At 35.6% G+C, this 20350-nt stretch carries 21 protein-coding genes and 1 tRNA gene; 17 read left to right on the forward strand and 5 right to left on the reverse strand.

The annotated features are described in order from the left end of the window. Window positions 1-38 precede the first annotated feature (38 nt). The 8 genes from dprA (at window position 39) to ACY0M5_RS05205 (ending at window position 7205) form a co-directional block, all read left to right on the forward strand. Complete coding sequence (dprA, locus tag ACY0M5_RS05170) at window positions 39-1142, forward strand: DNA-processing protein DprA (protein WP_461631028.1); 1104 nt, start codon at window positions 39-41, stop codon at window positions 1140-1142. 203 nt (window positions 1143-1345) lie between these two features. Continuing rightward, window positions 1346-2680, forward strand: coding sequence for an NADP-specific glutamate dehydrogenase (gene gdhA, locus ACY0M5_RS05175; RefSeq protein ID WP_461631029.1), 1335 nt, complete (start codon window positions 1346-1348; stop codon window positions 2678-2680). A 120-nt stretch (window positions 2681-2800) separates the two neighbouring features. Then, window positions 2801-3577, forward strand: a complete 777-nt coding sequence (locus tag ACY0M5_RS05180) for a TatD family hydrolase (protein WP_461631030.1) — start codon at window positions 2801-2803, stop codon at window positions 3575-3577. A 1-nt stretch (window position 3578) separates the two neighbouring features. Continuing rightward, on the forward strand, window positions 3579-4613 hold the full coding sequence (locus ACY0M5_RS05185) for an asparaginase (protein ID WP_461631031.1): 1035 nt from the start codon (window positions 3579-3581) through the stop codon (window positions 4611-4613). A 215-nt stretch (window positions 4614-4828) separates the two neighbouring features. Then, complete coding sequence (locus tag ACY0M5_RS05190) at window positions 4829-5650, forward strand: MotA/TolQ/ExbB proton channel family protein (protein WP_124993962.1); 822 nt, start codon at window positions 4829-4831, stop codon at window positions 5648-5650. Window positions 5651-5659: 9 nt separating this feature from the next. Beyond that, window positions 5660-6109 carry a hypothetical protein gene (locus tag ACY0M5_RS05195; protein ID WP_124993961.1) on the forward strand — a complete coding sequence of 150 codons (450 nt, stop codon included), beginning with the start codon at window positions 5660-5662 and terminating at the stop codon, window positions 6107-6109. A 53-nt stretch (window positions 6110-6162) separates the two neighbouring features. Then, complete coding sequence (locus tag ACY0M5_RS05200; RefSeq protein ID WP_124993960.1) at window positions 6163-6738, forward strand: ExbD/TolR family protein; 576 nt, start codon at window positions 6163-6165, stop codon at window positions 6736-6738. Beyond that, window positions 6738-7205, forward strand: a complete 468-nt coding sequence (locus ACY0M5_RS05205; RefSeq protein WP_124993959.1) for an ExbD/TolR family protein — start codon at window positions 6738-6740, stop codon at window positions 7203-7205. The genes ACY0M5_RS05200 and ACY0M5_RS05205 overlap by 1 nt, the downstream gene beginning before the upstream one ends. 220 nt (window positions 7206-7425) lie before the next feature. On the opposite strand, the gene ACY0M5_RS05210 is transcribed toward ACY0M5_RS05205, so the two are convergent. After that, a tRNA-Arg gene (locus ACY0M5_RS05210) sits at window positions 7426-7499 on the reverse strand. 222 nt (window positions 7500-7721) lie between these two features. Between ACY0M5_RS05210 and leuS the strand changes: the two genes are divergently transcribed. The 4 genes from leuS (at window position 7722) to ACY0M5_RS05230 (ending at window position 13676) form a co-directional block, all read left to right on the forward strand. Beyond that, window positions 7722-10484, forward strand: coding sequence for a leucine--tRNA ligase (gene leuS / locus ACY0M5_RS05215; RefSeq protein ID WP_461631032.1), 2763 nt, complete (start codon window positions 7722-7724; stop codon window positions 10482-10484). Window positions 10485-10566: 82 nt separating this feature from the next. After that, window positions 10567-11427: a YitT family protein gene (locus ACY0M5_RS05220; protein WP_124993957.1), complete on the forward strand. Its 861-nt coding sequence runs from the start codon at window positions 10567-10569 to the stop codon at window positions 11425-11427. A 29-nt stretch (window positions 11428-11456) separates the two neighbouring features. Then, the gene (locus tag ACY0M5_RS05225) at window positions 11457-12302 is read left to right on the forward strand and encodes a YitT family protein (RefSeq protein ID WP_225441441.1); all 846 of its coding nucleotides are present in this window, start codon (window positions 11457-11459) and stop codon (window positions 12300-12302) included. Between the two features lie 99 nt (window positions 12303-12401). Then, window positions 12402-13676: a M23 family metallopeptidase gene (locus tag ACY0M5_RS05230; protein WP_156196745.1), complete on the forward strand. Its 1275-nt coding sequence runs from the start codon at window positions 12402-12404 to the stop codon at window positions 13674-13676. Here the strand turns inward: ACY0M5_RS05230 and purN are convergent. Continuing rightward, window positions 13668-14228: a phosphoribosylglycinamide formyltransferase gene (gene purN / locus ACY0M5_RS05235; RefSeq protein ID WP_461631033.1), complete on the reverse strand. Its 561-nt coding sequence runs from the start codon at window positions 14226-14228 to the stop codon at window positions 13668-13670. The two genes, ACY0M5_RS05230 and purN, sit on opposite strands and share 9 nt — an antisense overlap. Before the next feature lie 201 nt (window positions 14229-14429). Here purN and ACY0M5_RS05240 point away from each other — a divergent pair, with 201 nt between their 5' ends. The 5 genes from ACY0M5_RS05240 (at window position 14430) to rprY (ending at window position 19284) form a co-directional block, all read left to right on the forward strand. Next, on the forward strand, window positions 14430-14666 hold the full coding sequence (locus ACY0M5_RS05240) for an acyl carrier protein (protein WP_096429419.1): 237 nt from the start codon (window positions 14430-14432) through the stop codon (window positions 14664-14666). Between the two features lie 21 nt (window positions 14667-14687). Further along, complete coding sequence (gene fabF, locus ACY0M5_RS05245; protein WP_101309439.1) at window positions 14688-15941, forward strand: beta-ketoacyl-ACP synthase II; 1254 nt, start codon at window positions 14688-14690, stop codon at window positions 15939-15941. A 3-nt stretch (window positions 15942-15944) separates the two neighbouring features. Then, entirely contained in the window at window positions 15945-16685 is a 741-nt protein-coding gene (gene rnc / locus ACY0M5_RS05250) for a ribonuclease III (protein ID WP_124993953.1), read from the forward strand. A gap of 412 nt (window positions 16686-17097) precedes the next feature. After that, window positions 17098-18591 carry a sensor histidine kinase gene (locus ACY0M5_RS05255; protein WP_124993952.1) on the forward strand — a complete coding sequence of 498 codons (1494 nt, stop codon included), beginning with the start codon at window positions 17098-17100 and terminating at the stop codon, window positions 18589-18591. 6 nt (window positions 18592-18597) lie between these two features. Further along, complete coding sequence (gene rprY, locus ACY0M5_RS05260) at window positions 18598-19284, forward strand: response regulator transcription factor RprY (protein ID WP_101309436.1); 687 nt, start codon at window positions 18598-18600, stop codon at window positions 19282-19284. A gap of 56 nt (window positions 19285-19340) precedes the next feature. Here rprY and ACY0M5_RS05265 read toward each other — a convergent pair whose 3' ends face one another. From ACY0M5_RS05265 to ACY0M5_RS05275, 3 genes are all read right to left on the reverse strand, one after another. Further along, complete coding sequence (locus ACY0M5_RS05265; protein WP_124993951.1) at window positions 19341-19646, reverse strand: hypothetical protein; 306 nt, start codon at window positions 19644-19646, stop codon at window positions 19341-19343. A gap of 128 nt (window positions 19647-19774) precedes the next feature. After that, on the reverse strand, window positions 19775-19969 hold the full coding sequence (locus ACY0M5_RS05270) for a hypothetical protein (RefSeq protein WP_101309434.1): 195 nt from the start codon (window positions 19967-19969) through the stop codon (window positions 19775-19777). Between the two features lie 163 nt (window positions 19970-20132). Next, a complete protein-coding gene (locus ACY0M5_RS05275; protein ID WP_124993950.1) occupies window positions 20133-20348 on the reverse strand; it encodes a hypothetical protein in 216 nt (71 codons plus the stop codon). Between the last annotated feature and the right edge of the window lie 2 nt (window positions 20349-20350).

The following is a 20350-nucleotide window of genomic DNA, read 5'->3' on the forward strand; positions in this document are numbered from 1 at the left end:
TTGTAAATTAGGCCTCGTTTATTTAATTTGATGAATATATGGAGGATATTTATAAAATTGCTGTTAGTTTTTTGAATGGGATAGGCCCGGTTAATACAAAGAAAGTAATTGCCTATACCGGAAGTATTGAGGGACTGTTTAAAGAGAAAAAACAAAATTTGCTAAAAATTCCGGGAATCGGCCAATCTTTTATCGATAAGCTGGATCGTGATAACGCGATCCAATTGGCAGAGGAAGAGCAAAAGTTTATATCAGATAATCATATCAATGTTAGTTTCTATTTAGAGAAAGATTATCCGCAAAGGCTTTTAAATTGTGCCGATTCGCCTTGCACACTATATTATAAAGGAAATACTGATTTTAATGCGGCACGTACTCTTAGTATTGTAGGAACCAGAAATGCCAGTGATTACGGACGGGAGATCTGCAATAAGCTGATACAGGATTTATCCGAAAAGGAGGTTAAGCCTTTAATTATAAGTGGTCTTGCTTATGGTGTTGATATTTGTGCCCATAAGGCAGCTTTGCGAAACCAATTGCAAACTGTTGCCGCAATAGGTCACGGATTGCATATGATGTATCCTTCGCTGCACAAAAGATATGCTGAGGAGATAGTTAACCAAGGGGCATTAATTAGTGAATTCACATCCAAAAGTAAATTCGATCCTAAAAATTTCGTTCGCAGGAACAGAATCATCGCAGGAATGGCAGATGCTACTATTGTTATTGAGTCGGCATCAAAAGGAGGTTCGTTGGTGACTGCTGATATTGCTAATTCGTACAATAGAGATGTTTTTGCATTTCCAGGCCGAACATATGATAAAGGTTCTACGGGTTGTAATAAACTAATAAAAACGAATCAGGCTCACCTTATAGAGAGTGTTGCCGATTTGGAATACATATTAGGATGGGAAAATAAGAATAAGAGTCCTAAAACGGTTCAGACAAAATTATTTATTGAGCTATCTCCCGAAGAGGAGTCACTTGTTCAGGTACTTAAGGAGAAAGGTAACATGCCTATAGATAGCATTAGTCTGAAAACATCATTTCCGATGAGTAAAGTGTCGAGTTTACTTCTGAAATTGGAATTTGAAGGCATAATAAAGTCACTTCCGGGGAAAATCTACACTTTGAATACATGAATTTTATCATTTTTTTTTGATAAATGTTGTAGAGCAGAAATTTATACCGCGTAAAGTATTGATAATGAGGCGTAAAAAGTTTACGGAAACGTTGTAAAAAAAATATTAATTTAATTTGTGATTATGAAAAAATATATACTTTTGAACCAAGAACTAATATTTAAAACAACACAATCTAATTTAATTTCATAACATAGTTTGGCATGGAAGCAAAGATTAATGAATTCATGGAAGGCCTAAAGGCCAAAACTCCTGGAGAAGCAGAATTTCATCAGGCAGTTCAAGAAGTAGTAGAAACAGTTTGGGAAACTTATGATGCAAATCCTAAGTACAAAGCTGCGAAAATTCTTGATAAAATGTGTGAGCCGGAACGTACAATCATGTTTCGTGTACCATGGATCAATGATAATGGTGAAGTAGAAATCAACCGCGGATACCGTGTTGAATTCAATAGTGCAATTGGACCCTATAAAGGTGGATTACGTTTTCACCCATCGGTTACATTAAGTGCATTAAAATTTTTAGGCTTTGAGCAGACATTCAAAAACTCTTTAACAACATTACCTATGGGTGGTGGAAAAGGAGGTTCTGATTTCAACGCTAAAGGAAGATCAGATAACGAAATTATGCGTTTTTGTCAAAGTTTCATGACTGAGCTTTGCAGACACATCGGTCCTAATACAGATGTTCCTGCCGGTGATATCGGAGTAGGTGGTCGTGAGATTGGATATTTATTCGGACAGTACAAGAGAATTCGTAACGAATTTGTTGGTGTATTGACTGGTAAAGGTCTGGAATTTGGTGGATCATTAATTCGTCCTGAAGCAACTGGATTTGGAGCTGTATATTTCGCTCAGCACATGCTGGCTGAAAACAATGAAACCTTAGATGGTAAAATTGTTGCACTTTCAGGTTTTGGTAATGTTACTTGGGGTGCTGCCCTTAAATTAGTAGAGCTAGGTGCTAAAGTTGTTACTATCTCTGGTCCTGATGGATATGTATATGATCAGGAAGGTTTAAATGCTGAAAAGATCGATTATTTATTGGATTTGAGAGCTTCTAATAATGATGTTGTTGCTCCTTATGCTGAAAAATTTGGTGCTAAATTCTTCCCTGGTAAAAAACCTTGGGAGGTTAAAGTAGATTTGGCTTTTCCTTGTGCAATTCAAAATGAGTTGAATTTAGAGGATGCTAAATTATTGGAAGCAAACGGATGTAAATATGTTGTTGAGACTTCAAACATGGGTTGTACTGCAGATGCAGCTTTCTATTTAGTGGATGCTTTGGCTTTCGCTCCTGGTAAAGCGGCTAATGCTGGTGGTGTTGCTGTGTCTGGTTTAGAGATGTCACAAAATTCTATGCGTTTCAACTGGTCTACTGAAGAGGTGGATGAGAAGTTGGGTCGTATCATGAAAGATATTCACGATACTTGTGTTAAATTCGGTACTGAAAATGGACACATCAACTATATTAAAGGTGCTAATATTGGCGGTTTCGTAAAAGTTGCCGAAGCTATGTTGGCTCAAGGCTGCGTATAATATACTATATCGCCTACTATATAAAAGCCGGCTTTGCCGGCTTTTTTTAATTGATATTCGCTTATTATTAGTTTGGCAAGTCACTCCTGTTTGTATATGTTTGCAGAAAAGTTGTGAAAGATGAAATTGATTGATACCCATTCCCATATCTATTCAGATGATTTTAAAGATGATATTGAAGAGATTATCTCAAATTGCAGGAAAGTAAATATCGGGAAAATTCTACTTCCTAATATTGATTCGGAATCGATACCAAAAATGAATCGATTGGTTCAACGTTTTCCTGATGTGTGCGTGCCCATGATGGGACTTCACCCTACATCAGTAAAAGAAAACTACAGGGAAGAGTTGGAGAATTGTAAGGCCTGGCTTGCAAAAGGAGATTATTGTGCGATTGGTGAAATAGGTATGGATTTGTATTGGGACAAAGCTTTTGTGAAAGAGCAGCAAATTGTTTTCGATACTCAAATAAATTGGGCACTTGAAAGAGAGCTTCCAATTGTTATTCATGCCAGAGATTCATTTGATGAGATTTTTGAAATATTGGAATCTTACCGCAATAGTAATTTAAAAGGTGTGTTTCACAGCTTTACCGGAAATACGGAGCAAGCAGTAAAAGCAATTGGTTTTGGATTTCTGTTAGGGATTAATGGAATTGTAACCTTTAAGAATTCCGGACTTGATAAAACAATTGAATCTATTGGATTGGATCATCTGATTTTGGAAACTGATGCTCCTTATCTGGCCCCTGTGCCAAAGAGGGGAAAAAGAAACGAAAGTTCGTACTTGGTTTATATTGCCAGTAAGCTTTCTGAAATTTATCAGCTTAGCTTAGATGAGGTGGCCAAAACAACAAGTGCAAATGCGGCAAAATTATTCAATATTGAATTGAAATAAAATGGAACAGAAACAAACTTCTATTTTAATAATATATACCGGAGGAACAATTGGTATGGTGAACGATCCTGAAACAGGTTCGTTAAAACCATTTGATTTTGATCATATCCTAAAACAGGTTCCGGAATTGAACGGATTTGGGTTTAAATTGGAATCAATAGCTTTTGAGCCATTGATTGATTCATCAAACTTAAATCCGAGGGTATGGATAAAGATTGTTGAAATAATAAAAGAGAATTATCAGAACTTTGATGGCTTTGTTGTATTGCATGGAACGGATACTATGTCGTACACTGCTTCAGCTTTAAGTTTTATGCTGGATAATTTACAAAAACCAGTTATCCTTACCGGATCTCAATTGCCAATAGGTACATTAAGAACTGACGGGAAAGAGAATTTAATTACAGCTATTGAAATTGCTGCTGCTTATCAAAACGGACAAGCTATGGTGCCTGAAGTTTGTGTTGTGTTCGAGAATAAACTTTTTCGGGGCAATAGAACTACAAAGCACAATGCAGAACATTTCAATGCGTTTCATTCGTATAATTATCCTGATTTGGCAAAGATTGGAATCCATATCAATTATAATTATGCCGCTATTCATTACCCAAGTCAGCCGGGAGAATTAGAAATATCAACATCTTTGGATCTAAATATTGCGATCTTAAAGATATTTCCGGGTATAAATAAGACTGTGGTTGACTCCATTCTTAACAGTAAAGGATTGAAAGCTGTAATAATGGAAACATATGGAGCCGGAAATGCACCTACGGATAAGTGGTTTATCGACTCAGTAAAAGCTGCAATCGAGAAGGGGATAATCGTATATAATGTTACTCAATGTGCTGCTGGAAGTGTTGAGATGGGCTTGTATGAAACTAGTCTGGAGCTATTACATGCAGGTGTTGTTAGTGGCAGAGATATAACTACTGAGGCTGCGGTAACCAAACTTATGTATGTGTTGGGGAAAAACTTAAATTCAGAACAAATCAAATTCCTTTTAAATAAATCTTTGAAAGGCGAATTAAGCCAATAGTTTATTTGTTTTTCACATTTTTTTTGTAATTTGGTGCACTGTTTAGTCCCTTCTGTATTACATAAAATTAAATTCATGATTATCATGGAAAACAGATGTAGAAAGACTTTTCTTATTAAAAGGAATATTCAACTAAGTAATTAGTTGTTTTAGAGATCGTAATCGTTTAATTTTGTAAAAAATAATTTCGTTAATTAAAATTTGAAAAACAGACTATGAAAAAGTTATTTGCATTTATAGCAGTTATCGGGATGCTAAGCTTAGGAGCGTCAACAAACGTATTTGCTCAGGATGAGACAGCAGAACAAGCTACCGTAGATACAACGCAAGTTGCTGGGGAAGTTGCAGAAGAAGTTGTTGAAAAAGCAACCCCAGTAATGGAAGAAGAAGCTATCGAAAGTACTTCTTTTCACCAAGTTGTGAAAAAACAATTCATCCAAGGTGGTGCGATGTTTATGAGTTTTGTATTGTTAACACTTATTTTAGGTTTAGCTCTTTCTATCGAAAGAATCATTTACTTGAATATGTCGACAACTAATACTAAAAAATTGTTCGCTAATCTTGAAGATGCATTGAACAACGGTGGCGTTGAAGCAGCTAAAGAAGTTTGTAGAAATACTCGTGGCCCTATTGCCAGTATTTTCTATCAAGGTCTTGATCGTATCGATGAAGGTATTGAAGTAGTTGAGAAATCAGTTGTTTCTTACGGATCTGTACAGATGGGTCTTTTAGAAAAAGGTCTTTCTTGGATTGGTTTGATGATTGGTCTGGCTCCTATGTTAGGATTTATGGGTACTGTAATTGGTATGATCGACGCTTTCGATTCTATCCAGTCTATGGGTACTATTTCTCCAGCAGCTGTAGCAGGTGGTATTAAAGTGGCCTTGATTACTACTGTATCTGGTTTGATCGTTGCGATGATCCTTCAGGTATTCTATAACTACTGTACTTCAAAAATTGACAGTATCGTGAATAACATGGAAGATGCCTCTATCTCTCTTCTTGATATCCTTGTAAAATACAACATGAAAAAATAATTTTAGACTATGTCAAATACATTGAGTAAATATTTAAATATTCTCACCTATGTAATGATTGGTCTAACAGCAATTTTTGTTGCCATGTTTTACTTAGGTGGAGATCTACCAAATCAAGCGGATCAAACACCTGTTTATACTGATGTTTTATTGAATTGGGCCAAAGCATTGTTTGTTGTTTGTGCTGGTTTGGCTTTGGGTTTTCCTATCATTCAGTTAGTGACTAATCCTAAAGGAGCTGTTAAAGGTTTGGGTGGATTAGTTGGTTTGGGTTTGGTAATCCTTATTGCTTATTCATTATCAGATGCAACACTGTTAGATCTTCCTGGTTATACTGGTGCTGATAACACTCCAGGAGCACTGCAATTTGCGGATACTGTACTTTACACCATGTACATTCTAGGTGTTGGAACAGTTGCAGCTATTGTTGTGACCGAAATATTAAGAAAATTACGTTAAGTAAATGATTCGGGTTTTTAATTCGGATCGATATACCTTTAGATTATAATATTATGGCAAGAAAGACACCAGAGATTAATTCTAGTTCGATGGCCGATATTGCATTCTTGTTGTTAATTTTCTTCTTGGTTTCGACTACTATGGACATTGATACAGGTATCTATAAAAAGTTACCACCAATTCCAGAGGAAGAGGAAATAGACGCACCAAAGGTTAAACAACGTAATGTTTTAGCTATTTTGGTTAACCGCAACGATGACTTATTGGTTAATGGAGAAATTCTAAGTATTTCACAACTGCGTGAAAAAACAAAAGAATTTATCCTGAACCCGCTGAATAGTGCAGATTTACCTGAGAAAAAATTGACTACAATTCCTTTTTTTGGAGATGTAATGGTTTCAAAAGGTTTGGTTTCTTTGCAAAATGACCGCGGAACTAGTTACGAAATGTACATTAAAGTACAGGACGAACTTGCAGCAGCATCTCGTGAATTAAAAGATGAGAAGGCAATGCAAAAGTGGAACAAGAAATATGCAGACTTGAATGAGGAGCAGCAGGATGCTGTTCGGGATTATGTGCCAATGCAAATTTCTGAAGCTGAACCTAAAAATGTGGGAGGAAAAAAATAATGGGAAAATTTAAAAAAGGTGGTTCTAAGGAGCTTCCGGAAATTTCAACAGCCTCTCTTCCTGATATCGTATTCATGCTTTTATTTTTCTTCATGGTTAGTACAACCATGCGTGAAGTGGAGTTGAATGTTAATATTATGGTTCCAAGTGCAAAAGAAATCGTGAAATTGGAAAAAAAGGATCTTGTTAGTAACATCTATGTAGGTGTTCCAATGAGAAAATTTGCAAAAACGATGGGTACTGAACCACAAATTCAATTGAACGACCAATTTTCAACAGTTGATGATATTCAGGCTTTTATTGCTGCTGAAAGAGAAGCAAGAAAAGAGGAATTACGAAACAAGTTGACTACTTCTCTTAAAGTTGATCAATATACCAAGATGGGTATTATTATCGACATTAAGCAAGAACTTAGAAAAGCAAGTTCGTTAAAGTTGAATTATTCTACACGTGAAACAGCGGAATAATATTCCAAGTTTATACATATTAAAGAAGGAGTCCGTTTGGACTCCTTTTTTTGTTAGCCCATCCCCAAAAGAATCAGATTCATGTCAATGTATTCTGTAAAAACTCTTGTCACAATTATATTGAAAGAGATAATTGTTTGAGAATGTGTTGATTTTTGGATTGCACCCGATGGAATAAAATAAAAAGCCAATCAAAAAATATGATTGGCTTTTCTATTTGTGACCCGTACAGGATTCAAACCTGTGACCTTCAGAACCGGAATCTGACGTTCTATTCAGCTGAACTAACGGGCCGATTACGAGTGCAAATTTAGAAAAATATTTTGTTCTGCATCGCATCTAAATGCATTCCTGTAAATAAATATAATTCATTGTTTTAAACTTACATGCCTAAACCATTAGAATCCATATCTTAATAAAATTATACTTCCTTCTTAAACTCGGTAAATATTTATAAACTTTTGCTAATTTTGCGCTTTGAAACGCAAGAAATAACCATATTTTATCAAGATTACCATGGAGTATAACTTTAAAGAAATAGAACAAAAGTGGCAGAAGTATTGGACTGAAGAGAAAACCTACAAAGTTGAAGTGAATTCTGAAAAGCCCAAATTTTATGTGCTCGATATGTTTCCATATCCTTCGGGGGCTGGTTTGCATGTTGGTCACCCACTTGGATATATCGCTTCGGATATATATTCCCGCTATAAAACTTTAAAGGGATTTAATGTGCTTCATCCGATGGGGTATGATGCTTATGGTTTGCCTGCTGAGCAATATGCAATACAAACAGGACAGCATCCCGCTATTACAACAGAAACAAATATTACCAGATATCGCCAGCAATTAAACAAAATTGGTTTTTCATACGATTGGGATCGTGAAGTTCGTACTTGCGAGCCTGAGTATTATAAGTGGACTCAATGGGCATTTATTCAAATGTTCAATCACTATTTCAATATCGATTCACAAAAAGCAGAATCAATTGAGTCTTTAGTTACACAATTTGAGCTTTCAGGAAATGGAAAAGTGAATGCTGCCTGTTCAGAAACAGAAATGTTTACTGCTGATGAGTGGAAAGGCTTTACTGATATCGAAAAACAAACTGTTCTTTTAAACTACAGATTGGCATATTTAGCCGATACAATGGTTAACTGGTGTCCTAAATTAGGTACCGTTTTAGCGAATGATGAGGTGAAAGATGGAGCTTCTGTTCGCGGAGGACACCTTGTTGAGCAAAAGAAAATGCGTCAATGGTCATTGCGTGTTTCTGCCTACGCAAAACGTTTGTTGGATGGTTTGGATAATTTGGAGTGGACGGACTCTTTAAAAGAGATTCAGAAAAACTGGATTGGAAGGTCTGTAGGTGCTGAAGTTAACTTTGGCGTAAAAGGTTCTGATCTGAAAATGGAGATTTTCACTACCCGTCCGGACACCATTTTTGGTGTTACTTTTATGGTTTTAGCTCCGGAGAGCGATTTGGTGAAGGAATTAACGACTCCAGATTGCCAGGCGAATATTGATGCTTACATCGAGGCAACCAGCAAAAGAACAGAAAGAGAGCGTTTGGCCGATGTTAAAACGGTAAGCGGTGCATTTACCGGTGCATATGCAATTCATCCTTTTACAGGCGAGGAAATACCAGTTTGGGTGAGTGATTATGTGCTTGCCGGATATGGAACAGGTGCAATTATGGCGGTTCCGGCTCATGATAGCCGCGATTACGCTTTTGCAAAATATTTCGATTTGCCGATTGTTCAGGTTGTGTCAGGTGGTGATATTTCTGAGGAATCCTACGATGCCAAAGAAGGACAATCAATGAACTCTGATTTTTTGAATGGATTGGATGTAAAAGATGCTATTGTAAAGGCAAACGAGGAAGTTGAAGCCAGAGGTTTAGGAAAGAAAAAAATCAACTACAGATTGAGAGATGCTATCTTCTCTCGTCAAAGATATTGGGGAGAACCTTTTCCTGTTTATTTTAAAGATGGTATGCCTCAAATGATGGATTTGGACAAGTTGCCTTTAGAATTGCCTGAGATTGATAAATACCTGCCAACAGAGAGCGGAGAACCACCTTTAGGACGCGCAAAAGATTGGATTACCGAAGATGGATATCCAATTGAATTGAATACAATGCCTGGTTTTGCAGGGTCATCGGCTTACTATTTACGATATATGGATCCTCGTAATAATGAGGCATTGGTTTCTGCAGAAGCAAATGAGTACTGGCAGGATGTTGATCTGTATATTGGTGGTACCGAGCATGCTACGGGGCACTTAATCTATTCTCGTTTTTGGAATAAGTTCCTTTTCGATATCAATGAAGTATGTAAGGATGAACCTTTCAGGAAATTGATCAACCAGGGAATGATTCAGGGACGATCGAATTTTGTTTATCGTGATAAGAAATCCAATAAATACGTTTCTCACGGATTAATAGAGGAATATGATACCACAGCAATTCACGTTGATGTGAATATTGTGAAAAATGATGTTCTTGATTTGGAAGCCTTTAAAAACTGGATGCCTGAATATAAGAATGCAGAATTCATTTTAGAAGACGGAAAATACCATTGTGGCTGGGCTGTTGAAAAGATGTCTAAGTCCATGTTTAATGTGGTAAATCCTGACGTAATTGTTGAAGAATACGGAGCTGATACTTTGCGTTTATACGAAATGTTTTTGGGACCGTTGGAAGCGCATAAGCCATGGGATACAAATGGAATAGATGGAGTTCATAAATTCCTGAAAAAATTATGGCGGTTGTTTCATAATGAAGCAGGTGAATTTGAATTGGCAAGCAGTGAGCCAACACAAGACGAATTAAAGGTTCTTCACAAAACCATTAAGAAAATACAGGATGATATTGAGCGTTTTTCATTCAATACCTCAGTTTCAGCTTTCATGATTTGTGTGAATGAGTTGTATACTTTGAAGTGTAACAATAAAGCCGTTCTTGAAAATCTTTTGGTTATTCTTGCTCCTTTTGCACCTCATGTTGCTGAGGAACTATGGGCTTTATGTGGAAATACAACAAGTATAACGAAGGCAGATTTCCCGGAGTTCAACGAAAGTTTCGTTCAGGAAAATATTCATAAATATCCTGTTTCATTTAATGGTAAAATGAGATTTATATTGGAATTACCAGTAAATCTTAGCAAAGATGAAATTGAAAAGGAAGTTCTTTCTTTAGAAAAATCTCAAAAATGGATTGATGGAAAGACTCCTAAGAAAATTATTATCGTTCCTAATAAGATCATAAATATAGTAGTATAAATAAATTATTCAAATAAGTTCTTGGCTTTAAGCTTTGTTGACTATTTGACAACAAAACTTAAAGCTTTTTTTTTGATACGAGATGAAAATAAATTATTCTGAATTAAAATCCCTGGTAATAATTACAGTTGGGATGGCAATATATTGTTTTAGTTGGGCTGCCTTTTTAATCCCATCCGGTATAATCGGAGGGGGGGTTAGTGGTATTGGCACATTAATTTATTTTGCAAGCGCAAAAGCAATTCCTGTTGGTTATTCTTATTTTATTATTAATGCCTTTTTAATACTGATAGCTCTAAAAATATTGGGTAGTAAATTTGGTGTTAAAACAGTATTTGCAATTATTGTAGGGTCGGTATTACTTTCAGTTTTGCCTAAGCTTATTCCTGAACCTTTAGTGAATGAAAAATTTATGGCTGCAATTATTGGAGGTGCATTATCCGGGATTGGAGTTGGTATCACGATATCTCAAGGAGGTAGTTCCGGAGGTACTGATATTATAGCAATGATTATCAATAAATACAAAAATATCAGTCCCGGACGTATTATATTATATCTTGATATTTTTATCATTGCTTCATCTTATATCGTGTTTAAAGATGTACCTACTATTGTGTATGGTTACGTAGTAATGTCTATTACAGCTTACGCTATTGATATGGTAATTTCCGGATCGAAACAATCTGCTCAGCTTTTTATTATTTCGACAGAGTTTGAGAAGATTGCCAATGAAATTACCGGAACCATGAACAGGGGAGTGTCGGTGATGGATGCAACAGGTTGGTACTCAAAAGAAAATAAAAAAATATTGATGGTAGTGGTTCGAAAACATGAAGCACCATCAATATTTAAATTAGTAAAGCAAATCGATGGAAATGCCTTTATATCAATGGGATCGGTAATGGGGGTTTATGGCTTAGGTTTTGAAGAAATAAGAGGGTAGTTATTATGAAAAAAAGCAGTTCGATACAAATGTCAAAATTTGATTTTCAATCATACCTAATTATCACAATAGGCTTGTTGGTCGGTTCGCTTGCGTGGACCGGATTCATTATTCCTGCAGAAATTGTAGGTTCGGGTGTTGGTGGTATTGCAACCATGATTTACTATGTTACAGGTTTTAAGGTTGGATATAGTGTTTTCCTTATCAACTCTGTTTTTCTTCTTGTGGCATTGCGTGTATTGGGTTTTGGTTTTGGGATTAAAACCATTTATGGAATTACTGTTCTTTCCTTTTTTCTTTGGTTGTTTCAGTCTTTGATAACGGAACCGTTGGTTTCTGATCGATTCATGTGTGCTATCATTGGAGGAATACTGGCTGGTGCCAGTGCCGGAATGATATTGTCACGAGGAGGGAGTACAGGGGGAACTGATATTCTGGCCATGATGATTAATAAGTATAAGAATTACAGCCCCGGACAATTGTTACTTACAATTGATGTTGTTATTATTTCGTCTTCGTATTTGTTAGAGCATTCCATTGAACAGGTTGTATATGGATTTGTTACCATGGGAGTAAGTGCCTATTGTGTTGATATGATTATTGAGGGAAGTAAACAGTCTGTACAGATTTTTATTTTTACACGAAAGCCTGATGAGATTAGAAAAGAGGTTGTTTATTCTCTTGATCAGGGAATAACTGTTCTTAGTGCAACAGGTGGTTTTAGTGGGGAAGATGTTAAAGTATTAATGCTGTTGGCCAGGAAAAGAGAATCTCAAACTATTTTGAATATGATTAAGTTGGTGGATCCGGATGCATTTATTTCTCTGGGAAGCGTAATGGGAGTTTACGGAAAGGGATTCGATAAGATTAAATAGCAATTTCTTAAAAAAGCTTAAAACAGATATCTGTCAGTAATATTAGTTGTGTGACTATAAAAACAGTTATACCTTTAGGCCTCACAAAAATAAATATCCATGATAAAAAAATTCTTGAACTATAGGTTTCTATTAATTGCAGGTGCCGTTCTGTTAGGTTTAATTATATTTAAATGGTATTCAAACAGAGAGTTAGTAGAACAAATTGATCAGGAAGAAGTGGTAATTGACTCCACAGAGGTAGCGCAGGTGCATTTAAAATATGGATTTCCCATTGAAGAATTTTCTGTAGAAACTAATAAGGTAAAACGAAATCACAGCTTATCAACGATATTACGGCAATATGATGTTAGTTTTGGTACTATTGATAATATTGCAAGGAAAGCAAAGAAGGTTTTTAATGTCAGAAGGATTAAGTCCGGGCATGAGTATTCGGTTCTTTTCACCAAAGACAGTTTGAAAACGCCGGAGTACTTTATTTATGAAAACACTCCCGTAGAATATATCGTATTCGATTTACGCGATACTCTGGATGTATTTAAGGGTGAAAAGGAAATCATTAAATATAGGAAGCAAATAAAAGGGAGTATTGAGTCGTCATTGTGGAATGCAATGGTTGAAGCCAATTCTGATCCTTTACTATCGATTGAACTTTCAGATATTTACGCCTGGACTATTGATTTTTTTGGCATAGGGAAGGGTGATCAGTTTAATGTTATATACGAAGAATCATATGTGGATGACAAACCAATTCATCAAATAAAAGTGATTGCGGCAAATTTTGTACACCATAACTCAGATAATTATGCTTTTGCATTTGTTGAAGGTGATAAAGAAGGTTACTTTGATGAGGAAGGTAAAAGTCTGCAGAAAGCATTTTTAAAAGCTCCTTTGCGATATTCACGAATTAGCTCTAAGTTTTCTAATAACAGGTATCATCCTGTTTTAAAAAGGTATCGGGCTCATCATGGTGTTGATTACGCAGCGCCTACAGGTACGCCTGTTCACACAATTGGTGATGGTGTTATTACCAAAAGAGGATATCAGGCAAATGGAGGAGGAAACTATCTGACTATTAAACACAATAGCGTTTACACAACAACTTATATGCATCTTTCCCGGTTTGCTAAAAAAATGAATACCGGCACCAGAGTTAAGCAGGGTGAAACAATAGGATATGTTGGAGCAACCGGTCTTGCAACAGGTCCTCATTTAGATTTTAGAGTTTATAAAAATGGAACTCCAATAAATCCATTAAATATGAAATCACCTCCAGTGTCCCCAGTGAAAGAAGAAAACGTGCTTAGATATAAGCAGGAAATGGAAAAGTTGATGCAGGAACTGAATCCGAAGGAAGCAATTACTTTAGAGTAATTGCTCAATTATTTTAGGGAAGAATTCATGTTCCAGTTTATGAATTTTTTCAGCAACATCTTCTGCAGAATCATTTGGAGAAATACTGCATTTGGCCTGAAATACGATTTTCCCTTCATCATATTTCTCATTTACCATATGAATGGTAATACCGCTTTCGGTCTCTTTATTATCAACAACTGCCTGATGGACTTTCATGCCATACATTCCTTTTCCACCATATTTTGGTAAAAGGGCAGGGTGAATATTAACAATGGAATTGGGATATTTACGCAGTAAATTAAGAGGAAGCAGCCAAAGAAATCCTGCTAAAACAACAAAATCGACCTTTTTTTCAGCCAAAAAATCAATTATTTTATCCGTTTCATTAAATTCTGACCGGGAAAAAATTAAAGTTGGAATATTTAGGCTTCTTGCTCTGGAAAGTACAAAGGCATTGGCGTTGTTGGAAAGTATTGCCGAAATCTCAAATTCGGTTTTGTCGCTAAAATACCTTGCGATATTTTCAGCATTACTTCCTGATCCAGAGGCAAATATGGCTAGTCGTTTCATGTTGTATTTTCAAATGTAACTAAAACACACAAATATATGCAAAAGGCATTTCGCAGTGAAATAATTTCGCAGAAAAGGAAAAAGAATTACCTTTGACCGCAACTTTGTGAAATAAATTTGAATTATTTAGAGTAAATTTATTTCTTTGCACAGTTGAAAATTAATTAGTTTAAATATTTAATCACTTAAAATTTTAAAGTTATGTCTGATATTGCATCTAGAGTAAAAGCTATCATAGTTGATAAGTTGGGTGTGGACGAAACTGAGGTAACACTTGAGGCTAGTTTCACTAACGATCTTGGAGCTGATTCATTGGATACAGTTGAGCTTATCATGGAATTCGAAAAAGAATTTAATATCGCTATTCCAGACGATCAAGCAGAAAACATTGGTACTGTAGGTGACGCTATTTCTTACATCGGAGAAAACGCTAAGTAATTATTAACCAGAACCTTTTTTATGGAATTTAGAAGAGTAGTAGTAACTGGGCTCGGAACAATTAACCCAATTGGTAATTCTGTTGCCGAATATTGGGATAGTTTGGAGAACGGAGTGGGTGGATCAGGATTGATTACTCATTTTGATGCTTCAAAGTTCAAAACTCAGTTTGCTTGCGAAGTTAAAAATTTCGAGCCGAATGATCATTTCGACCGCAAGGAAGTTAGAAAATTAGATCTGTATGCTCAGTATGCTTTGGTTGCGGCCAAACAAGCTATTGAAGATTCAAATCTTGACCTTGAATCGGAAGATTTAACAAAGGCTGGAGTAATCTGGGGTTCTGGTATTGGCGGAATTAAAACTTTCTTAGATGAAGTTACAGGATATGCAAACGGGGATGGAACTCCTCGTTTCTCTCCTTTTTTCATTCCTAAGATGATTTCTGATATTGCCGCCGGTCATATTTCAATGAAATATGGATTCCAAGGACCTAATTATGGTACTGTTTCTGCATGCGCTTCGGCTTCACATGCAATGATTGATGCAATGAATTACATCCGTTTGGGTAAAGCTAATATCTTTATTACAGGAGGTTCTGAAGCATCTATCAATGAAGCAGGGTTGGGTGGATTTAATTCTATGCAGGCATTATCTACAAACAATGAAGAGTATAAAACTGCATCTCGTCCGTTCTGTAATACCCGTGACGGTTTTGTTATGGGTGAAGGAAGTGGTTGCTTGATATTTGAAGAATACGAGCACGCCAAAAAACGAGGAGCAAAAATTTACGCCGAAATTGTTGGTGGTGGAATGTCTGGTGATGCTTATCACCTAACAGCAACTCATCCGGAAGGAAGAGGTGCGATTAACGCTATGAAAATGGCGTTAGAAGACGCTTGTCTGAAACCAGAAGAAATTGATTATATCAATGTTCATGGAACTTCAACACCTGTAGGTGATATTCCTGAAACAAAAGCGGTTCAGACAGTGTTTGGCGATCATGCCTATAAATTGAACATTAGTGCTACAAAATCAATGACTGGTCACTTGCTGGGAGCAGCAGGAGCTGTTGAAGCTATTGCCTGTATTTTGGCAATAAACAATCAAACAGTTCCTCCTACAATTAACTTTAGCGAGGCGGATCCTAACATTGATGAAAAACTAAACCTTACACTTCATAAGGCTCAGAAACGCGAAATTCGCACTGCCCTGAGCAATACATTTGGGTTTGGTGGCCATAATGCTTCGGTTATTTTCAAATCATTCATTGAATAATTTGTGATAAAGTCTATATTTCAATCCATAAAACTTTTTTTCTATCCTGAAAGGGAGTTTTATGGATTGTTTTTTGATTCACTGGGGGTTAAACCTAATAATCCTGATTTGTATGAACTCGCTTTCATACACAAATCTGCAACCATCCAAAAAAAAGGTTACGGTTTAAATAATGAACGTCTCGAATATCTTGGAGATGCTATTCTCGGTGCCATAATCGCTGATATTTTATACAAGTACTTTCCCAATAAGGACGAAGGTTTTCTTACCCAAATCAGATCTAAAATTGTCAGCAGGCAATCCTTAAATAAGCTGGCGGTTAAAATTGAGCTCGACAAGCAGGTTGTCTCCAATGTGAACTTGAATAATAACAAGCATATTTACGGAGATGCATTTGAAGCTTTTATTGGAGCTATTTATCTCGATCAGGGGTACGACAGAACAAGAAAATTTATCGAGGATAAGATTTTTAGGACTCACATCAATTTGGAAGAAGTGGTTACTGTTGAAACCAATTTTAAAAGCAAATTGATTGAGTGGGCTCAAAAAAATAAGAAAGATGTTTATTTTGATACACACGAAGGTGGTATTGATGATGCATTGAATTTGCCATTGTTTACTTCTGAAGTTGAGGTGGAAGAAGTGAAAATGGGTACGGGGATGGGTACATCTAAAAAGGAAGCTCAACAAAAAGCTGCTCAAGAGGCTCTTGCACGAATAAGTCAAATGGAATTGGCTTGCTAAATCTCTCCTGTTACACTCTGTTAGTGATTTTCAAAAAAAGAAATTTGTGGTTGGTTTTAAGTTGAAGGTGGATTTTTTCATCTCCTTTTGCGAATAAAACTGTATAAAAAAAAGGACGGTAACCACAACCGCCCTTTCATCTAACTATTAACCAAAATTTTTAATCAAGGAGATTGTTTCTTATAGATTCGCTCTCCGTTGGCAAATATAGTGTCAAATTATTAACTTCAAAGTCGTTTTTGTGAAAATTTATCGAAAAACAGCCGTTTTTGTCTAAAATAGATTAAATCCAAATCTATAAAGTGGTGATGAGTTTTGGTAACCGAAATTTTGGTAATTGTATCCATTTAAACTTGTGTTAAAGATTGTTAAGCTGGAATAGCTACAGCTGGTTTTTTTTATATTTGTATCTATGAATCAAAAATATATTTGGCTTGTAACAATTGTACTCTGTATTTCCTTATCGGGATTGATATTGGTTCAGATTAACTTTTTTCAGTCAGCCTCTAAAATTAAAGAAGAACAACTTGCTCTTACTGTTAGTAAGGCTTTAGATCAGGTTGTCTCAGAATTAGAAAGAGCAGAGAAAGAGCAGATTATTTTGGAAGGTGATGTTTCCAACTTTAATAATGGTACAATAATCAGCTCTAAAAGTTCAGGGTTTAGTATTAATATTCCTATGGACTTCACTCATGAAAAAGCCAGATTGAGTTTTTACTCCGAAAACAAAGAATATAATATTGGGGAAGGGTATTTAAATCCAGAAGGTATATCCGGACTTTCAAAAATGCAGTCTCAGTTTAATAAAACTCTAAAATCGGGTAATTCCAGATATGCTCTAATTGCAGGACAATTAGCTAACTCGCAGCTCTCTTTGAGTGAAAGGATAAAAATGGAAAAGTTGCCGCAGCTTATTCAGGAAAAGCTGCGGGAGAACGGGATTAAGCTGAACTTTGAATATGCAGTGAAATCAAATAATAAATTTGAGAAGAGATCAAAAAATTATTTTCGAAATCCTTCTTTCGAAAAATACAGCAAGCAGTTGTTTCCCAATGATTTTTTCTCCAATCTAAACTTTTTATATATTTATTTCCCTGGTCAACAGAGGTATATGTTACAATCATACTCTTTGTTACTTCCATCTTTCATATTGACTCTGGTTTTAATTCTTTCCAGTGCATTCACGATTTTCATTATTTTTCGTCAGAAAAGGTTATCAAACATAAAGAATGACTTCATTAATAATATGACACATGAGTTTAAAACTCCTATTGCAACTATTTCGTTAGCTTCTCAGATGTTGAAGGATAATACTGTTACCACAACCGCATCAACAAGAGATCATATTGCTAAGATTATTAATGATGAAAGTCGGAGACTAACCTATCAGGTTGAGAAAGTTTTGCAGATGGCGGTTTTTAATGAGGTTAGAATGAAATTGAAATTGAAGACAATAAGTGTTCATAAAATAATTCAAAATTTATTACCTAACTTTACTATAAGAGTTGAAGACAAAAAGGGGAACATGTATCAGAATATTGATGCAGAGCATGATCTGGTAATGGCTGATGAGGTTCATTTAAGTAATGTAATTGCGAATTTATTGGATAATGCCATTAAATACTGTAAAGATGCTCCGGAACTTAGTATTAGTACAAGAAATAAAAATAAGGGTATTGTTATTACAGTTACAGATAACGGCATTGGAATTTCGAAAGAAGATCAAAAAATGATTTTTGAGCGTTTTTTTAGAGTGCATACGGGAAATGTTCATGACGTTAAAGGATTTGGTTTGGGATTGTCTTACGTTAAAAAGATAGTAGATGCCCATAATGGACAGGTTAGTGTTGACAGTATACCTGATAAAGGATCCAAATTTGAAATATATCTTCCCTTAAAAAAATAGATACATATGGAACAAGTTAAAATTTTATTAGCAGAAGATGACGCTAACCTAGGACTTCTGTTAAAAGAGTATTTGGTTGCAAAAGGCTACAACACCACACTTCGTGAAGATGGCGATAAGGCATACGATGAATTTTTAAAAAATCCATATGATCTGTGTATTTTTGATATCATGATGCCGCATAGGGATGGTTTTACTTTGGCCAAGGATATTCGTTTGATCAATAGTGAGATTCCAATCATTTTTCTAACTGCGAAGTCCATGAAAGAAGATGTTTTGGAGGGGTTTAAATTGGGAGCCGATGATTATATGACAAAGCCTTTTAGTATGGAAGAGCTATTGGTTCGTATCGAAGCTGTTTTAAGAAGAACTTCAGGGGTAAAAAGTGAAAATACCCAGGAAGAGTTTAAATTAGGGCGCTTTTTATTCGATTCAAAGAAGCAGTTTCTTCAGGATGGTGAATCAACAATTAAGCTGACAACGAAAGAATCAGAATTGTTAAAACTTCTCTGTAATAATGTGAATAAAGTTTTGGAACGAAATTTAGCTCTTAGAACGATCTGGTCCGATGATAATTATTTTAACGCCAGAAGTATGGATGTGTATATTACTAAGCTAAGAAAGCATTTAAAGCCTGAGCCGGGCATTGAAATCATCAATGTTCATGGTCGAGGATATAAACTAATCATGTAACAGTTACCTGATATAGAAAACGCCGGTCAAATGATCGGCGTTTTTTTATGAGATATTTATTCTGAAACCTTTTCAGTAGAATCAGATTGTTCTGCTTTCTCTTCTTTTTTAGCGACTTCTTTTTCGCGTTGTATCATATCCTGATACATACTCCGCATGAATTTAATCCCAAATTGCAAAGCGTCTTTTTTGCTCTGAAAATTTGATTTGATTAATTGATGCATGCTTAATTCTTCACTCGGATCATCGGTATAATAGAAAATATCAATATTAGGTCTGTTCCCTTTCTTTTTGATTTCCATTCCGAACCAGGTTTCGAATTCCTGGTCTCCTACTTTAATATGACGTACAAATTTTATCATCTTCTGATTTTTTTTTCCGTTGCGAAGATACTTTATTTTTTTTAAAGGATGAATATTCAAATTTGAGATGGTATAAAAAAGAGGATCTTCAATTGAAGATCCTCGAAATTTATAAAGTAACTTACTTATTATAATGAAAGCTGAGGGTTGGTAACATCAGAAAGTATCTCATGATAGCGACCCGAATAATTTTCCAGACACCAATTTTTAAGTTTCTCAAAATCAGTTGGTGTTAGCCACTGAAAGGCTTTTGTCAACTCTTTACGAAAAAGAGCAAAATCAAAACTTACATTAGCGAGGACGATTTTTGTTTGTTCAAGCATGATTATTCAAGTTTATAGTGTTTAACAGAACTTGTTCCACTAAGCTACAATTTTCTTTGAGGATTGAAGAATACATTAAGAAGTCTTAACATTTTTTACGGTTTTATTAATGTAAGCTTATTCATTTATTGTTCTCAGGTTGAAGGCGTAAAAAAAGGAGCTGCTATAGCTCCTCATTCTGTTTTTTTTCCAACTCTTTAATCTTCTTTTCCTGATTGTTCAATAATACCATCGAAATTGTAAGGATAAACATGACAATCAGTTCAATATAGATTCCGCTTCTGTCTGGGGTTTCTGCCGAAGAGTTCAGGAGGTTTAATATTGCAGCCACCATAATTAAAAAGGTGGACATGATTAGCAGGAGTTTAATTAGTTTCATGT

The sequence above is a fragment of the Labilibaculum euxinicum genome, assembly GCF_963678175.1.
GTDB lineage: Bacteria > Bacteroidota > Bacteroidia > Bacteroidales > Marinifilaceae > Labilibaculum > Labilibaculum euxinus.

Bases quoted from the DNA above. Each gene is read 5' to 3' on its own strand.
- ACY0M5_RS05205 (WP_124993959.1), top strand. From the start codon at position 6,738: ATGGGAAAATTTAAAAAAGGTGGTTCTAAGGAGCTTCCGGAAATTTCA.
- ACY0M5_RS05265 (WP_124993951.1), bottom strand. From the start codon at position 19,646: ATGATAAAATTTGTACGTCATATTAAAGTAGGAGACCAGGAATTCGAA.
- purN (WP_461631033.1), bottom strand. From the start codon at position 14,228: ATGAAACGACTAGCCATATTTGCCTCTGGATCAGGAAGTAATGCTGAA.
- rprY (WP_101309436.1), top strand. From the start codon at position 18,598: ATGGAACAAGTTAAAATTTTATTAGCAGAAGATGACGCTAACCTAGGA.
- ACY0M5_RS05240 (WP_096429419.1), top strand. From the start codon at position 14,430: ATGTCTGATATTGCATCTAGAGTAAAAGCTATCATAGTTGATAAGTTG.
- ACY0M5_RS05255 (WP_124993952.1), top strand. From the start codon at position 17,098: ATGAATCAAAAATATATTTGGCTTGTAACAATTGTACTCTGTATTTCC.
- gdhA (WP_461631029.1), top strand. From the start codon at position 1,346: ATGGAAGCAAAGATTAATGAATTCATGGAAGGCCTAAAGGCCAAAACT.
- dprA (WP_461631028.1), top strand. From the start codon at position 39: ATGGAGGATATTTATAAAATTGCTGTTAGTTTTTTGAATGGGATAGGC.
- ACY0M5_RS05275 (WP_124993950.1), bottom strand. From the start codon at position 20,348: ATGAAACTAATTAAACTCCTGCTAATCATGTCCACCTTTTTAATTATG.
- ACY0M5_RS05185 (WP_461631031.1), top strand. From the start codon at position 3,579: ATGGAACAGAAACAAACTTCTATTTTAATAATATATACCGGAGGAACA.
- ACY0M5_RS05190 (WP_124993962.1), top strand. From the start codon at position 4,829: ATGAAAAAGTTATTTGCATTTATAGCAGTTATCGGGATGCTAAGCTTA.
- ACY0M5_RS05195 (WP_124993961.1), top strand. From the start codon at position 5,660: ATGTCAAATACATTGAGTAAATATTTAAATATTCTCACCTATGTAATG.
- fabF (WP_101309439.1), top strand. From the start codon at position 14,688: ATGGAATTTAGAAGAGTAGTAGTAACTGGGCTCGGAACAATTAACCCA.
- ACY0M5_RS05220 (WP_124993957.1), top strand. From the start codon at position 10,567: ATGAAAATAAATTATTCTGAATTAAAATCCCTGGTAATAATTACAGTT.
- ACY0M5_RS05180 (WP_461631030.1), top strand. From the start codon at position 2,801: ATGAAATTGATTGATACCCATTCCCATATCTATTCAGATGATTTTAAA.
- ACY0M5_RS05270 (WP_101309434.1), bottom strand. From the start codon at position 19,969: ATGCTTGAACAAACAAAAATCGTCCTCGCTAATGTAAGTTTTGATTTT.
- ACY0M5_RS05200 (WP_124993960.1), top strand. From the start codon at position 6,163: ATGGCAAGAAAGACACCAGAGATTAATTCTAGTTCGATGGCCGATATT.
- ACY0M5_RS05225 (WP_225441441.1), top strand. From the start codon at position 11,457: ATGTCAAAATTTGATTTTCAATCATACCTAATTATCACAATAGGCTTG.
- leuS (WP_461631032.1), top strand. From the start codon at position 7,722: ATGGAGTATAACTTTAAAGAAATAGAACAAAAGTGGCAGAAGTATTGG.
- ACY0M5_RS05230 (WP_156196745.1), top strand. From the start codon at position 12,402: ATGATAAAAAAATTCTTGAACTATAGGTTTCTATTAATTGCAGGTGCC.